15 protein-coding genes are annotated in these 15,927 nt (G+C 64.2%); 13 read left to right on the top strand and 2 right to left on the bottom strand.

All coding sequences use genetic code 11. The annotated features are described in order from the left end of the window. Positions 1–835: 835 nt before the first annotated feature. The 13 genes from HGG74_RS15465 (at position 836) to HGG74_RS22150 (ending at position 13,149) form a co-directional block, all read left to right on the top strand. The gene (locus tag HGG74_RS15465; protein WP_205762021.1) at positions 836–1,021 is read left to right on the top strand and encodes a hypothetical protein; all 186 of its coding nucleotides are present in this window, start codon (positions 836–838) and stop codon (positions 1,019–1,021) included. Between the two features lie 613 nt (positions 1,022–1,634). Next, the gene (locus HGG74_RS15460; protein ID WP_168487764.1) at positions 1,635–2,114 is read left to right on the top strand and encodes a flavin reductase family protein; all 480 of its coding nucleotides are present in this window, start codon (positions 1,635–1,637) and stop codon (positions 2,112–2,114) included. A 40-nt stretch (positions 2,115–2,154) separates the two neighbouring features. Beyond that, complete coding sequence (locus HGG74_RS15455) at positions 2,155–2,946, top strand: SDR family NAD(P)-dependent oxidoreductase (RefSeq protein ID WP_205762020.1); 792 nt, start codon at positions 2,155–2,157, stop codon at positions 2,944–2,946. A 52-nt stretch (positions 2,947–2,998) separates the two neighbouring features. Next, on the top strand, positions 2,999–4,210 hold the full coding sequence (locus HGG74_RS15450; RefSeq protein ID WP_168487761.1) for an acyl-CoA dehydrogenase family protein: 1,212 nt from the start codon (positions 2,999–3,001) through the stop codon (positions 4,208–4,210). An 89-nt stretch (positions 4,211–4,299) separates the two neighbouring features. Beyond that, positions 4,300–5,130: an alpha/beta hydrolase gene (locus HGG74_RS15445; RefSeq protein ID WP_168487759.1), complete on the top strand. Its 831-nt coding sequence runs from the start codon at positions 4,300–4,302 to the stop codon at positions 5,128–5,130. Positions 5,131–5,171: 41 nt separating this feature from the next. After that, on the top strand, positions 5,172–6,083 hold the full coding sequence (locus HGG74_RS15440; RefSeq protein ID WP_205762019.1) for a cyclase family protein: 912 nt from the start codon (positions 5,172–5,174) through the stop codon (positions 6,081–6,083). 95 nt (positions 6,084–6,178) lie between these two features. Next, positions 6,179–6,958, top strand: coding sequence for an SDR family NAD(P)-dependent oxidoreductase (locus HGG74_RS15435; protein WP_168487757.1), 780 nt, complete (start codon positions 6,179–6,181; stop codon positions 6,956–6,958). A gap of 140 nt (positions 6,959–7,098) precedes the next feature. Then, positions 7,099–8,271: an ABC transporter substrate-binding protein gene (locus HGG74_RS15430; RefSeq protein ID WP_168487755.1), complete on the top strand. Its 1,173-nt coding sequence runs from the start codon at positions 7,099–7,101 to the stop codon at positions 8,269–8,271. A gap of 48 nt (positions 8,272–8,319) precedes the next feature. After that, positions 8,320–9,084, top strand: a complete 765-nt coding sequence (locus tag HGG74_RS15425; RefSeq protein WP_168487753.1) for an ABC transporter ATP-binding protein — start codon at positions 8,320–8,322, stop codon at positions 9,082–9,084. A gap of 1 nt (position 9,085) precedes the next feature. Then, the gene (locus HGG74_RS15420; RefSeq protein ID WP_168487751.1) at positions 9,086–9,862 is read left to right on the top strand and encodes an ABC transporter ATP-binding protein; all 777 of its coding nucleotides are present in this window, start codon (positions 9,086–9,088) and stop codon (positions 9,860–9,862) included. Beyond that, on the top strand, positions 9,855–10,739 hold the full coding sequence (locus HGG74_RS15415; protein ID WP_168487845.1) for a branched-chain amino acid ABC transporter permease: 885 nt from the start codon (positions 9,855–9,857) through the stop codon (positions 10,737–10,739). Before HGG74_RS15420 ends, HGG74_RS15415 begins: the two co-directional genes overlap by 8 nt. A 122-nt stretch (positions 10,740–10,861) precedes the next feature. Next, the gene (locus HGG74_RS15410; protein ID WP_168487749.1) at positions 10,862–11,881 is read left to right on the top strand and encodes a branched-chain amino acid ABC transporter permease; all 1,020 of its coding nucleotides are present in this window, start codon (positions 10,862–10,864) and stop codon (positions 11,879–11,881) included. A gap of 608 nt (positions 11,882–12,489) precedes the next feature. Continuing rightward, positions 12,490–13,149: an acyl-CoA dehydrogenase family protein gene (locus tag HGG74_RS22150; RefSeq protein ID WP_168487747.1), complete on the top strand. Its 660-nt coding sequence runs from the start codon at positions 12,490–12,492 to the stop codon at positions 13,147–13,149. A 134-nt stretch (positions 13,150–13,283) separates the two neighbouring features. On the opposite strand, the gene HGG74_RS15400 is transcribed toward HGG74_RS22150, so the two are convergent. Beyond that, entirely contained in the window at positions 13,284–14,093 is an 810-nt protein-coding gene (locus HGG74_RS15400) for a FadR/GntR family transcriptional regulator (protein ID WP_205762016.1), read from the bottom strand. Between the two features lie 151 nt (positions 14,094–14,244). Then, the gene (locus HGG74_RS15395) at positions 14,245–15,429 is read right to left on the bottom strand and encodes a thiolase family protein (protein WP_168487745.1); all 1,185 of its coding nucleotides are present in this window, start codon (positions 15,427–15,429) and stop codon (positions 14,245–14,247) included. Between the last annotated feature and the right edge of the window lie 498 nt (positions 15,430–15,927).

Here is a 15,927-nt window from a genome sequence, read left to right as displayed (position 1 = left end):
CCCGTCCCGTCCCGTCCCGTCCCGTCCCGTCCCGTCCCGTCGACCAACCTGGTCGCAGCACTGCTCAACTTCACAAGATGGCCTCCTCCGTCGCATTGTCGCAAAGCCTGGCGCTGCACCCCGGCGGCGGGGTCGGGCTGGGCCTGGCCGTCGTGGGCGCCAGCCTCATCATGAGGGCAAACGGTTTGGCCACCGCGTCCGCCACCTCTGTCAGCTGGTTCAATAGTCGCCGTGGCCCCCCGTCTGGGCCTGCTCCGCGGTGCCATGATCGTCGCCGTCCAACCAGGCTTGGCCATCCCGATCATGGGCCCCGCTTGGTTGATTCTGTGCATCAACCTCCTGCTGGGCGTCGGCTTCGGCCTGCGTTTCGCGGCGGCGCCGCAGGTTATTGTGGCCGCAGCATGTCCCCGGACGTCGCAGTCGCCAACGGCCTGAACTTCCAGCTAAGGATCTTGTCTCCGCAGCTGCGAGGGCTCGGATCGATCCTGGCAGCCGCGGAGCGGCATCCGGCTTAACCCGCGCCTCCGCGTTTTAGCTTGTTCTGCTGGAGAGCACAGGTACGGCGGCAGCCGGAGTTGCGTTGCCCCTGGCTGTCCCGCGCGCGGTCTCCGCTCGGATCTCGGCGGTCCACAGCTGACCCCGTTGCCTGCCGTGGACGGAGCGCAAAAATGCAGAATATGCATTTTATACTTCCGGAACATGCATTGGACGCCAAGTGTGGTAAGGCATCTACTGGAAGTGGTACGGCCCACAACGATGCCCAGTGGACACGGGCGAAAGGAAGATTTGAAATGCCAACCACTACTTATCGGGACGCGGAGGGCACATCATCCCGGTGGGCGATGAGCGAGGCAACGTGATGCAGGCCGTGTGGAACGTCCTTGCCGGAATTGAGGGCGAATGCGGCGGCGAAATCTCCTGCACCCCCTGGGTGGACAAGGACGGCAAAGCCTCGTACGACGAGCGCGACCTGCTGGAGATGGTCCAGGGTCTGCGGTCCGAAAGCCGGCCGTCCTGCTAGATCCAAGTCGTGGAGGACCTTGACGGGCTGGTCGTGAACGTTCCGGGCAACAACTATTGAAAAGGAAGCATTGAATGCCTGTGCCTACACCCGCAGCGGATAGTTCCAACGGACGTCATCTTCTGCGAGGGCCTGCACCTGCGATGAGGTCGAGGTGAGGTTGGCCCAACCTGCAGACCCGGCACGTCCTTCCGTTGCGGACAGGTCGAGGGGTGGGTGCCTCATGCGATTTGAGCTGATCGCTGCCGGGCGGCACAGATTAGGGCGGGAAGGGCAGGGGCGAGATGTAAGTTGTCGTCCGGCTCGGGGGCACCCGGCGACCCACAAGGCAGTAAAGCTGTCGCCCAAAGGCGGGCATGGACCTGTGCGGCAGCATTTGGCCTGCCGCTTCCCACCCTCCCTCTAGGAAAGGGCTGAGAGCGGGGCCGGAAGTTCCACGCGGACCGCAGTCGACTCCCTGTGCCGAGCCTGATGTGGCGGGCCTAAGTACCCATTGTTTTTGCAATCTTATATATGATACAAATCATAAAGTGATTTGACGCACTGCCCTTCGCAATGAGGGATGGCCGCGGACCTATCGCTGATTTGGGACAGAGAGCCAGAGGAGAGGGCCATGGAAATCGATGCACGGACGTTCCGGGACGCACTGGGGCAGTTACCCACCGGGGTGATCGTCGTGACCGGCTGGAGCAACGGGTACCCGGCAGGAATGTCCTGCAATTCGTTCACTTCCGTATCACTGGATCCTCCCCTGGTGGGATTCTTTCCCGCAAACACTTCCAGCACGTGGCCCGGGATCAGGGAATCCAGGCAGTTCACGGTCAATTTCCTTGCGAACGGCCATGAAGCGCTTGCCCGTGATTTCTCGCGCCGGGGGGTCGACCGGTTTGCCGGGGTGGCTTGGCGCGAGTCCGTCAGCGGGCCCCTGCTGGAAGAGGCCATGTGCTGGATCCAATGCGAGATCGCGGAAGAATACCCGGCAGGCGACCATACGGTGGTGCTCGGCCGAGTCCGCTCCCTCGACTACCGCGACGACGACCGGTTGCCGCTGGTGTTCCACCGCGGCAACTACGGCACCTTCACCAGCGTGTAGCGTGGGTCCGATCTCTGCGGAACCCATGAAAGGAATTCAGGTGAAGTTTCCTGATCTGGCCGGCAGGACGGCTTTTGTCACCGGAGCGGCCAGCGGAATCGGCCGCGCGATCGCTGCCACTTATGCCGCATTTGGCGCCAGGGTTACGTGTGCCGACCTCGACAAGGCCGGCGCCCAATCGACTGTGGCAGAGATCGAGGCGGCCGGAGGTGTTGCCGAGGCGGTCGGGGTCGATGTGTCCAGCCGTGCCGAGGTTGACCAGGCGGTCGACGCGGCAGTCGCCCGATGGGGGCGGCTGGACGTGCTCTGCAACGCGGCCGGAATCTTCATTGACGTCACCCCGTCCGCAGCGTCAGATACCGACCTTAGTAAGGTTATGCAGGTCAACTACATGGGGTCGCTCTACGCGTCGCAGGCCGCGGTCCGGCATATGCGCCCGGCACGGTCCGGCTCCATCGTCAATCTCTCCACTGGAGGCCTCGACAAGCCGAGACCGGAGCAGCTTGCATACGTTGCCTCCAAAGCGGCCGTGACCGAACTTACTCGGTGCCTGGCGCTCGAAGTCGGGGCCGCCAATATCCGCGTCAACGCCATCGCAGCCGGCTATATCGACACCCCGATGATCCGACGCAATTACGTCGATGACAACGGCACACTGGATGAAGCCCGCTGGAACGAGACGCTCGACAACTACAGGAGTCTCTCCCCGCTGGGGATGGTGGGAGAGCCGATGGACGTCGCTTGGGCGGCTTTGTACCTGGCAACCGATATGAGCAGGTTCACCACAGGCCAGACCTTGCGTCCCAACGGCGGATTCGTCATGCCTCGCTGATAGTAGAGCCTAAAGACCAATCTATCCATCTCCGCCAAAAGGGAAACCAACAATGACGGTGGAAATCACCTCCGAAACAACTGCCGAATCGCTGGGCCAGGAATACATCGCCCGCGCCAAATCGATTGCACCGCTGATCGTTTCCGAATCGGAAGCGATCGAGCGGGAAAGGAAAGTCACGCGGCCCGTCGTCGATGCCCTCAAGTCGACAGAACTGTTCTGGATGCTGGTTCCGTCCGCGCTCGGCGGCGGCGGCATCGGGGTCTCCCATGCCGTCGAGGTGCTCGAGGAGATTTCCCGGGCGGACGGATCGACCGGGTGGGCGTTTATGGCCAACTCGTTCGGCAACGCCATAGCTGCCGGCTACCTGCCGGCGGAGGGCGTCGAGGAACTCTTCGGCGGCGACGAGAAGGCCATTACCTGCGGATTCTCCGGTCCGGTGGGCACGGCGGTCGAGGTGGAGGGCGGCATCATCGCCACGGCCCCGAGGCTCTCCTTCGGCAGCGGGTCCGACCATGCAACTCACATCGGTTCCGGCCTGCGGATTGTTCTGGCGGACGGCAGCAACAAGATCTTGGAGAACGGGCAGATCGACGCGCGCTTTGCATACGCACGCCGCGAAGACCTCAAGTTCCACGGCAACTGGGACGTCATGGGCATGGTGGGCACCGGCAGCGTCGACTATGAACTGCCCGAGCAGTTCATTCCAAACAAATTCGTGCTTTCCACTTTCTCGACCACCCCAAACCGCAGCGAAGGCGTCTACAGTTTCGGCCTGCTGGGCATCAGCGTCGCCGGTCATGCCGGGGTGGCCCTAGGAATTATGAAGCGTGCGCTGCAGGAAATCGCCAGGATCGCCCTGACCAAGTCCCGCTCCGGGCAGGGAGGCACGGTGGCCGAGAACCCGCTCTTCCGGCACGCCTTCGCCATCAAAGAAGCTGAATTCCAGGCAGCCCGGGCTTATACCCTGAACGCGCTGAAGGAAGCCGCGGACGCCTTTGAACGGGACGGTGAACTGACCCCGGAGCATTCCGCCAGAATCCAGCAGGTCTCCACCTGGGTCCACAATGTGGCCGACGACGTGGTCAACTTCTGCCAGTTGTGGGGCGGGTCCCGGGCATTCCGCAACCCCAGCGCACTGGGCCGTTGCACCCGCGACATCGCCGTGGCGAAGGGGCACCTGTTGATCGACCAGAACACCTTGATCGACACCGCCCCTCCGCTCATCGAGCGCTGGGCCGGTGACCTGGACGAGAATTCCTGAGAGGGGGCAGGCGAATGGCAAGCCAGCAGTCGGAGGCTATGGCCGAGTTGTACCGTCACTGGGGGCGCCGCATGGCGGCGAATCCGGCCATGGACATCGAGACAATCCGCGACATGTATGACGGGTGGGGCCGCGTCACCGCGGAGCCGGAAGACGTAGCCTACAAGTCCGTTGACGCCGGTGGGATTCCGGCAATCTGGGCGGTCCCGCTGGATTCCGCGCCCGACGGTGCGATCGTCTACGCCCATGGCGGGGGCTATATCGGAGGATCCCCGGACGGGCATCGAAAGCTCGCAGGGCACATTGCCAAGGCGGCGGGCGTGCCGGCCCTCGTCTATCACTACCGGCTGGCACCGGAAAACGTCTTCCCTGCCCAACTGGAGGACTCCCGGAAGGTCTATGACTGGGTGCTCGGCCAGGGCGTTGCGGCACGGAAGATCGCACTGGTGGGCGACTCGGCCGGGGGCGCCATTGTCACCGCGCTGGCGCTGCAGATCCGCGACTCCGGATCGGAGCAGCCCGCCGCCGTCGTCGCACTTTCACCGATGTACGACCTGGACGCCACGGGGGAAACCATGGAGCTTCACGCCGAGCTGGACTTCCTGGCGGATAAGTCCCAGATAGCGGCGATCGCGGCCCTGCTCCTGGGTGAAAACGGCTCCAAGGACGCGCCCTATGTGAGTGTGCTGAACCACGACCTCTCCGGGCTGCCGCCGGTGTATCTCTCGGTCGGCGGGCACGAAATGCTGCTCGACGATTCCCGCCGGTTTGCCGAAGCAGCCCGCGAAGCCGGCGTGCACGTCCAGTTGGAAGTCACTCCTGCCATGCAGCACGTCTTCCAGTTCATGGCCGGCAACGCCCCGGAGGCGGATGCATCTGTCCGGAACATCGGCGACTTCCTGCGCCAGCGCCTGGCATGAGCGTGACGGACGCACAAACGATAAAGAAAAAAGGAGCGATCATGACTGAAACACAGACCGGCCCGATGGTCCGGGAAGGCAACTGGGGCCGTTGGGGCGAGCAGGACGAGCGCGGCGCGCTCAACCTTCTGACGCCTGAACGCGTCCTTGCTGCCCTGCAGACCCCGCGGACCGGAAAGCTGTATTCGCTTTCGATGCCGATCGAGCGTACCGGACCCCATCTGGACTACCGCGGTGCACCACAGCGCCTAACGTTGACAAACCACAGTGACGAATCCATGTTCGTCAACGGCTTCGGCGGGCGGGTCGGGGTCGGCGCGAACGAGGACATTGTCGTTATGGGCACGCACACGGCGACCCATATGGATGCTCTCTGCCACGTTTACGCGGACGGTGCCACCTACAACGGCCATCCGCACGACGGCATGTCCTCCTATGGGGGAGCGGCGTACAGCGGTATCGAGAAGGCAGGGACGATTGTCACCAGGGGCGTGCTGATCGACGTCGCCGCCGCCAAGGGCCTTCCGCACCTTGACTTCGGCTACGCGATCACGGCCGATGACCTTCAAACGGCCCTAAAGCAGCAGGGCGTCGAGCTCCGGCCCGGCGACGCCGTGCTGATCCGTACCGGGTGGCTTGAGTTGTTCATGGAGACAGACGAAATGCGGCTGGACCAGCCGGGACTCTCCCTGGAAGCTGCGAGGTTCCTGGGGGAGCAGGATGTTGCCGTCGTCGGCGCCGACAACACATCCGTGGAGGTCCAGCCCTGGAGCGAGGGGGAGTTCCTCGGAGGACACATCGAGTTGTTGGTCAAGCGCGGCATCCACCTGATCGAACACCTGAGTCTTGCCGAACTCTCGGCGGACAACTGCTATCAGTTCCTCTTTGCCACGGCACCCCTGCGCATTGTCGGGGCGACGGGTAGCCCCGTAAATCCCATCGCTGTCGGCTAGCTAGCCGAAGAGACAGGCTCAAGCACGGCACGATAGGACCCGGCCATCGTCCGCCTATGCAGGCACCGGGCCCGGCCTCATCCATAAGGAGCAGCATGACAGCCAGCGAAGCAAAGTACCCGGAGCTGGCGGGACGTGCCGCCGTCGTCACCGGGGCCGGCAGGGGACTCGGCGAAGCCCATGCGAGGGCACTGGTGCGCAACCGCGTCAATGTAGTTGCCGGCGACATTGACTTAAGGCTGGTGACGGAGACGGCCCGCCGGATCAACGCCGAGGAGGGCTCGGCCGCGAGTGTCGTGCCCGCCCGCATCGACGTCGCCTCACGGGAAGACCACGATGTCCTGGCGGAACTGGCCTGCCGTCGGTTCGGCCGGCTTGATCACTGGATCAACAACGCCGGCATCTTCCCGGAGGCCGGGGTGCGCAGCATTACCCCGGAACAGTTCGGCACGACTTTTGGGATCAATGTCAACGGCGTCCTTTTCGGGGCTCAGGCAGCGGTGGCCGCCATGGATGGCAGCGGCGGTTCGCTGGTCAACATGGCTTCGATTGCCGCCTTTACGGTGCGCCGGGAACGGGCCTCCTACGGCGCGTCTAAGGCGGCCGTCGAGCATCTGACGCGTTTCCTGGCCGTCGAGCTCGGGCCGGCCGGGATTAGGGTCAACGCCATTGCCCCCGGCATCATCGATACCCAGATGGCGGCCTGGATCCATGAGAGCCCGGAAGTCTTCGAGGCCACCATGGAGACCATTCCGCTCCGGCGCCCCGGCACCGCTGCCGACGTCGCGGACGCGATGCTGTTCCTCATTTCCGATGCCGCCTCGTTCATTACCGGGCACACTTTGGTGGTCGACGGCGGCGGCCGCTACTGCTGAACGCAGGGCCTGCACGGGCCCGGCTGCGAGAAGCTTTCCGCACTCTAAATTCATTTCTGGTAAGTCAGAGTAAACAATACTTATAATTTTTAGAATCCTACTTAGGATTACGATCCAAAGTTAATGAGGACGGGTAGGGCATGAAAACAAACGCGAAGATCCGCGTGGCATTGGTGGGGATGGCGGCCGCGGCACTGGCTCTCACAGGCTGCAGTGCTGCCGGCGGGGCTACGGCAGGCGGCGAGGTTGTTGTAGGGGCCCTGACCTCGCTGTCCGGCGCAAACTCTCCTTCCGGCAAGAACTGGCTCGAGGGCTTCAAGATCGGACTGGACTATGTGACCGGTGGCACCGGCGCAGTAGACGGCACCAAGATCACCGTCGAGGAAGTGGATGACCGCACCGATCCCAACACGGCGATGACCGAGGCCACCAACCTCGTTGGCCGGGGAGTGAATATCATCGCCGGCACGCAGAGCTCGGGCATTGCGCTGAACCTGGCCGGCTTCGCGGAGGAAAACGACATCCTCTACATCACCGGAAGTGCGAACTCGAACCAAATCACGGGCGCGAACAAAAACACGTTCCGCGGGTCCCGCCAGGCGTACCAGGATGTCGCCACCATCGTCGAGGGCCTGGGTGACAAGGTAGATGGCGCCAAGATCGGCATCCTCGCCCACGACATCGAATACGGCAAGAGCCTGATCGAAACCACCAAGGAGATCATCGGTGACCGGGCCGAGTCCATCACGGAAGTGCTGGCCCCATTTCCGACCGACGACGTTGCCCCTTATGTCCAGCGCATCAAATCCGGCAACTTCGATATCGTTATTCCATTCTGGTCCGGCGACGTAACGGCCATGTGGCGGGCGCTCGAGCAGCAGGACATTTTCTCCAACGCGCAGGTCATGTCCAACATCGGGATGCGTCCCACCTGGCCCACCTACGCCGAGATCGAATCCCCCAACGTGTCCCTGTTCACCTCCTATGTGGGCAACGAAGTGGACAACGACGCTGCACGCTTCCTGGACAAGGAAGTCGCCGCCCTGGGGCACGAGGTGGACTACATCCATGCCGACGGATTCCTCGCCGCGCAGATGATCGCCCACGCCGTCGGAGAAACCAACGCCGGCACCACCGCCGATATGGTCGCGGCCCTGGAAGGCTACTCCTTCGAAAGCCCCCGCGGCCCGACGAGCATCCGGGCCAAGGACCACGCGCTCATCGCCCCCATGGTCTTCCTCCACTTCAAAGATGGCAAGGCTGTCGTGGACCAGCTGATTGATGGCGAATCCATCGCCCCGCCGCTGCCGTAGACCGTGGTGCGGAACCAGCCGAAGGCACCAACCAGCGAAGGGAAGACCATGAGCGTCGCAGAGGCCGGCGAGATCCTGGAAACCGAGGACCTCTCATGGAGCGTCGGCGGCATCCACATCATCCGTGGTGTCTCGCTCCGGGTCACGCAGGGGGAATTCCTGTCCGTCATCGGACCGAACGGCGCCGGAAAGACCAGTCTGATCAACCTGGTTTCCGGCGTCGTCCGCCCGACGGCAGGGGCCATCCGGTTTGGCCGGACCGACATCACCCGCCGCGGACCCGCCGACCGGGCCAAGGCCGGAATCGCCAGGACCTTCCAGACCTCCAGCGTGTTCCTGGAACGGACGGTCCTGGAAAACGTCCGGCTGGCCGCGCAGGCGCGTCTGGGCGGCAGCGGGTCCCTGTTCCGGCGGCCGCGCCGGAACGATCGGGCTACGGAACTGGCGAGGGACGCCCTGGAGCGCTCCGCGCTGCAGGGCGTCGCCTACAAGCAGGCAGGCGAGCTGACCCACGCCGATAAACGCAAGCTGGAGTTGGCCATCCTGGCCGTGCAGCGGCCGAAGCTGCTGCTGCTTGACGAGCCGACGTCGGGAGCTGCCGCTGAGGAAGTCGACGTGCTCATTGACATCGCGCGCGGCATTCACCGGGAAGGCAACACGGTCGTAATGGTTGAACACCACATCGAGCTGGTGGCCAGCATCTCGGACCGCATCGCAGTGATGCACAACGGCGGTCTCCTCATGGTCGATTCCCCGGACGTGGTTTTGTCCGATCCAACGGTGCAGAAGGCCTATCTGGGAGAGGGATTGTGAAATGACAAGGACCCAGGCGTCACCGGTACGGTCCTGGACCGCCTCCACCAGTGTGCTCTCACTGCGGAACGTCGATGTCCACAGGGGGGAAGCGCACGTTCTACGGGACGTCTCCTTCGAGATGCCGCCGAACGCCGTCACAGCGCTGCTGGGGCGCAACGGCGCCGGCAAAACGACGACCTTGCTTGCCGTTGTCGGGCTGCTGGCGGCCACGGGCCGGATGTCGATGGCAGGCACCGACCTCAAGCCGCTCAAAGTCGATGAACGGGTGCGACAGGGCATTGGCTACGTTCCGGAAGACCGGGAAGTCTTCGCCGATTTGACGGTTGCCGAGAACCTGCGGCTGGCAATGCGCGGACCCGAATCCCAGGCGCGGCTGCAGCAGGTGCACAAGCTCTTCCCCATCCTGCACGAACGTGCACAGCAGCGCGCCGGAACGCTGTCGGGCGGCCAGCAGCAGATGATCGCCATCGCACGGGCGCTGCTCAACGACAATAAGATCCTGCTGATCGACGAGCCCAGCAAGGGTCTGGCCCCCGCCGTTGTAACGGAGGTGGTACAGGCCATCGAGCAGGTCAAGGCCACCACCACCATCCTGTTGGTCGAACAGAACCTCGCGGTGGCCGCACGCCTAGCGGACCACGCCCTCGTCTTGGACCAGGGGCGCCTTGTTTATTCGGGCCCCATGGAGGATTTCGCTCGGGATACGGAAGCGACCTCGCGGTGGCTTGGCGTCGATATCAGGCCCAAGGCGGTTGGTGGCCGTGGCAATGAATGACGTCATTTCGCTGCTCATTTCCGGTTTGGGCCTGGCCGGAATCTATTTCCTGCTGGCGTCCGGGCTTTCGCTAATCTACGGACTGATGCGGGTGCTCAACCTGGCCCATGGGGCTATCTTCGCGGTCGGGGGTTTCGTGGGTTGGGCAGCCCTGGAGTACCTTCCCGTCGAACCTGACTGGCTCCGTTTTACAGCCGCCTTGGTGCTGGCCACCCTGGCCGGCGCAATGCTCGGCATCCTGATCGAAAAGGGACTGCTGGCCCGGCTTTACGGCCGCCCCTATGCCCAGATGCTGTTGACCCTGGGCCTGGCTTTCGCGATGACCGCATTCCTGGGCGGGTGGCTCGGGCATGATCCGCTCACCTTGAAGCAGCCGGCCTGGTTCGACGAGGTCACCGTCATTGCGGGCAGCCGCGTGGTCAACAGCAGGCTGGTGATCGTCGGGATCGCCCTGATCCTGTTCCTCGCCACGGTCGTCTTCCTGCGGCGTTCCAAACATGGCCTGATCATCCGCGCCGGGGTGAACAACCGGTCCATGGTGATGGCGTTGGGCATCAACGTCTCCAAGTCATTCACCCTGCTATTTGTCATCGGCTCGGGCCTGGCCGGCCTCGGCGGGGTGCTGGCCGGGGTGTTTTTTGGCAGCGTCACGCCGGAGCTGGGCACGCAGCAGCTGATTTTCGCGTTCATCGTGATCATCGTCGGCGGACTGGGATCCCTGGAAGGCACGGCGCTGGCGGCGCTCGTCGTCGCCGTCCTTCAGCAGTTCGTCAACTATTACGGGCCGCCCGGCGCCGGCGACCTCGTCACTGTCCTCCTGCTCGCGGTGATGCTTCTGGTGAGGCCGCGGGGCCTGCTCGGAAAGGTTGCAGCATGAAGCGCACAGCAGCAAGGAACGTTCCCCTGGCCATCGCCGTGGCCCTCTTCGCGGCCGTGCCGTTCCTGTCTAACGTCTCGGTCCCGCTGGTCTTCGACGGACCGCTGGGTTCCCTGGGGACCATGCAGATCATCGCCGTGGGTTTGATCTTCGCCGCCCTTGCCATGACCTTTGACCTGCTCTTCGGCTACACCGGGCTATTGTCGTTCGGCCATACCTTGTGGTTCGCCCTGGGGCTTTACCTTCCTGCGGTGCTGATGGTGGGGGCAGGCGCCCCCTTCGGAACCGCCCTGCTTCTGGCCCTGGCCGCATGCCTCCTGCTTTCGCTCATCATTGGGGCGGTGGCGCTGCGGACCTCGGGAATCGCCTTCGCGATGGTCACCATGGCGTTCGCCGAGGCGTTCCTGATTTTCGTCGAGCGAAACCCGACCAAGATGTTCGGCGGCGACGAAGGCATCACAGTAGCCGGTTCCCTCCTTCCCCAAGCAGTACGGGGTGTGGCCGGCATCGGTACGGTGTACTGGATCGCCCTGGTGCTGGCGGTGACCATCTACCTGCTCCTGCGCCAGAGCGTCGGTTCGCGTGCTGGGCACGTCCTGCAGGGACTGAAGGAGAATCCCCTGCGGGTCGAACTCCTGGGCCTGCACACCTACCGTTTCAGGCTGTTGTCCTTTGTGCTCTCGTCGATGCTGGCCGTGTTGTGCGGTTTTGTCTACCTGCTGGTTGCCAGGGTGGCCTATCCGGGCATTGCGGGAACGGACTTTGCGCTGCTCATTATGGTCATGGTGGTGTTCGGAGGCACCGGACGCCTGTGGGGGGCAGCGCTTGGCGGGTTCCTGTACGGCGTGGCCAACATCCGGCTGGGCAGCATGAGCACGGCTGCTTTCGGTGAGGGCCTGCCGCAGTGGATTTCCGGGCCTCTCCAGGAACCGCCGCTCTACATCGGGCTGGCCGTAGTACTCATGATGCTGTTCGCTCCGGAAGGTCTGGCCGGTCTTATTGAAAAAGCAAGCAGCCGCCTGAGGGCGCGACTGGCAGGCTCCAGGCGCGGACGGAATTCCGGCGCCGCCCCCTCAGGATCGGGCGGCACCCCTGGGGGCGACGGGACGGAAACAGCACTCGCTGCTTCCGGGCAACGCTGAGCACCGCGCTTAACAATTTTTATCTTTCAGATAACAGCAATTATGAACTACGCCACAGCGATGGAGCGGCTCCGGGGCGAGCCCGGCGTGGCCCCGTCTGCAGCAAACGCGGTTCCAGGGGGAGGGTACTGACACGACGATCGGCCTTACGGCGGAACGGTCCGCAGCAGTTGGCGCGGGTGAGTACCTCGCACGCGCCAAGTCCATCGCAGCGATCCATCGCGTCGGAAGCGGACGCCGCCGAGCAGCAACGCAAAGTGACAGGGCCGGTCGTTGAGGCACTGAAGGAATAGGGGCTGTTCTGGATGCTGGTTTCCCGGCGAACTCGCTGGGGCGGGGTGGACATCATTGAGGCCATGGAGGAAATCTCCAGGGCGGATGGTTCGACGGGGTGGGCCTTCATGGCGAATTCCATCGACCTCTGGGCCGCGTCGGGATTCCTTCCCGAGGAGGGGGCGCGAACTCTTCAGTGGCGGAGCCAAGGCCATTACAGCGGGATTCTCCGCGCCGGTGTGCCGTGCCGTCGAGGCGGACCGTGGGGCAGCGGCAGACTGCGCTTGGGCAGCGGTCCGGCCTACGCCACCTGGATCGGCTGCGGCATCTAGGTCGTGGACGAGCAAGGGGAACCCAAGATCCTCGAGAACGGCTTGCCCGACCGCTTGTTCGGCTTCGTCCCCCGGGACAGCATCGTCTTCCATGACAACTGCGACGTCATGGGCCTGGTGGCCTCAGGCAGCGTCGGTTACGAACTTCCCGAGCAGTTCATTCCGGACAAGCACCTCAAGTCCACCTTCTCGACGACGGCGAACCGGTCCGAAGCCATCTACAGCCTCGGTCCGATGGGCCTCGGCACCGCCCGCCATGCCGGTGTCATGCTGGGCATAATAAAGCGGGCGCTCGAGGAAGTTGTGCAGCTCGTCGACGGCAAGTCCCGCCAGGGCTACCCTGTCCGAGTGGGGGACTACCTTGTTTTCCTCCACGGCTTCGCCCGGAAGGACGCCGCCCACCAGGGAGCCCGGGCCTACGCGCTTGCGGCGTTCGAAAATGCCGCCGAAGGTGCCGACGCCAAGGGCTCCATCATACCGGAGCAAAACGCGCGGCTGCGCCCGGCGACCACCTGGATCCATACGGTCGCCGACGACGTGATCAGCTTCTGCCACCTCTGGGGCGGCACGCAGCCACTCCGGACCCGAGCGCGTTGGGCCGCACCACACGCGATATCGCGGCGGCAAAGATCCACGTACTGCTCACCCCGATCACAATGGTGAAGGCTGCCCCGGCCATTGCCGATGCCCGGCTCCGGCATAAGGAAACCGCGGACGCCTAAACTGATCCGGCAGCGGCCGGCGCCGGAAGCAGCGATCCCCGGAATCCCGAGGATCGCTGCCCTTGGGATGGTGGACTATGCGCTCAGCAGGTGCCGCCGCGCTCGGGTGGAGGATGCATCGACGACGCGGCCGTCGACCTTGGCGATCACCAGCTGCTGCGTCGCAACGATGTGCTTGCGCGAGTAGGCCTCGGCCTCATCCGCATTGCCGGCATCGATCAGGTCGACCAGCCGCGCATGGGCCTTCGTGGCGTGCGCGCGGGCCTCATGGCCGGGATATTCGCCCTCCAAGCTTAAGGTCTCTGCCCAGGCTTCCTCCTGAGCCGTCCACAGCCGGACCAGACCGCCGACAATGAGCTGGATAGGCGAATCTCCGCACAGATCCACGACAGCAGCGTGGAAGTCGCGGGAGGACCGGGTGAAGGAGACACCCTCGTCGTCGTGGGGTGCTTGTGCCAAGACTTTGCGCAGCTTCGGGACAACCTCAGTGCCGCGGTTGGGGTTTTCGGCGCACAACCGCGCGCACAGCGGTTCCAACCGGGCAAGCGAGGCTGCCAGCTCGTCGATCCGCGTGCCGGCCGATTGCAGGGCAATCCCCAGGGAGTAGCCGAACCTGCCCTCGCCCGGGCGATGGACCGACGCGCCGCCGACATTGCCCCGGCGTACCGTGACCAGCCCCTCAGTTTCAAGGATGCGCAGCGCCTCCCGCAGGGAAGGGTGGCTGATGCCGTACTCGTCACGAAGATCCTCCTGCTTGGGCAGCATTCCGCTGGAGAACTCGCCCCGGAGGATGCGTGCCCGCAGTTCGCTGGCCACCGACTCGGCGACGCGCACCTGATGGATTTGCGACGCCGCGGGTCGCTGCGCATCCAAGAGTTCACTCACGGAGACCTCCAGGGGATTGGGCGGGTAGTTCTGGGGTTGGTTCACCCGCTGGGTTCTTGGTGCCGGACCGTTCTTAAGAATCTAAAGTTATCTTCATATAAAGGATACGCTATGTGCGACGAGACGCGGCCGGAAACCGGCCACGCCCGTCCTATCCATGGCGACGGAAGAGCGCCGCCATGGCCTGTCCGCCGCCGATACACATGGTGACGATGCCCAGTTCACGGTCGCGACGGACCAGGTCCTTTGCTACCCGGAGCGAAAGGATCGCACCGGTGGCACCGACCGGATGACCCAGCGCGATGGCGCCGCCGTAAGGATTGGTCTTCTCCGGGTTCAGCTTGGCATCCCGGATCACCGCGACTGCCTGCGCGGCGAACGCCTCGTTCAGTTCGACCACGTCAATGTCGGCAGGGGTAGTGCCGGTCTGCTCGAAGAGCTTCTGCAGCGCGAAAACCGGAGCGTAGCCCATCAGGTCCGGCGCCATGGCCGAGGTGGCCACTGCCTCCAGGGTCACCAGGCCGGTGAGGCCGCGCTCGGCTGCAACCGATTCGCGCGCGAGCACGACGGCGGCCCCGCCGTCGTTGATGCCCGAGGCGTTGCCAGCGGTCACGGTGCCGCCGTCCTCAAAGGCCGGTTTCAGCTTTGCCAGCGCTTCCAAGGTGGTCCCGGGCTTGGGATGTTCGTCTACCTCGACCGTGAACGGCTTGCGGCCGCCCACATGGACGGGGGCGATTTCCTCGGCGAAGGCGGTCCGGGCGGTCTCGGCGGCGGCCCGGCGCTGGGATTCGAGGGCGAACTCGTCCTGCTCGGCACGGGAGACGCGGTACCTGCGGGCGACATTTTCGGCCGTTACCCCCATGTGGATGCCGTGGAAGGGGTCGGTCAGGATCGCGACAGTGCCGTCCACCAGGGCACGGTCCCCGAGCCGGTAGCCGTTGCGGGCACCGAAGTCGTAGAAGGGCATCCTGGTCATGGATTCGTTTCCGCCAGCCAGCGCGAAGTCCGCCCCGCCCCAGCGCATCTGCATCGCCGCGGACCAGATGGCCTGCAGCCCGGACCCGCACAGCCGGTTCACGGTGTAGGCGGGGATGTTCTTGGGCAGTCCCGCGGCCAGGGCCACCCGGCGGGCATTGTAGGCATCCGGACCGACCTGTCCAATGCAGCCCATGACGACCTCGTCAATCTCGGCGGCGTCCACCCCGGAGCGCTCCAGTGCCGCCTTCGCCGCCACGGCTCCAAGTTCATGCCCCGGCACGTTTTTGAAGGCACCGCCGAAACTGCCGATAGGGGTTCGGGCTCCGTCGAGAAGGACAATCTTCTCCTGGTCGCTCATATTCTCACCGATCTGCTTGAAGGTGCGCTGAGTCAAATCGCACGGAACGCGCGTGGTGGATTCCAAGCGTCTGGCCGCGCCCTTGTCCGCTTAAATTATCTCAAAGATTATAATCATGTTAGATATTTGCGCCGCAAGAATTGCCTTGGGCCGCGACTCCAGCTCCAAGCACGCCACCTCCATGGAAGGCAGTTTTACGCATTGGTGGGCCGGGGCGGGACGGCAGCAAACGGGGTCGCGTCCGTGCCGGCGAATTCGCCGATGCAAGCCTGAGCGCGGGACGGAACCGTCAGCCATGCGGCCACCGGCTGCTGCATGGGCGGTTTCGGACAGGGCGGGCGGTAGCGAGGACCACCGGCGGGCTCGGCGTCGATAGGGGCGGCAGGAAAATTCGATTCCCTCCCTCCAACATATAAATCATATCTATCAATGTACCTTCGGCCGTGCTAGCGTTGGGGCAGAATTGCCAGCCGCGCTGGCACCAGCTGGCGGCTCCTC

The sequence above is a fragment of the Arthrobacter mobilis genome, from assembly GCF_012395835.1.
GTDB lineage: Bacteria > Actinomycetota > Actinomycetes > Actinomycetales > Micrococcaceae > Crystallibacter > Crystallibacter mobilis.
This window is presented reverse-complemented; position numbering and strand designations above follow the sequence as displayed.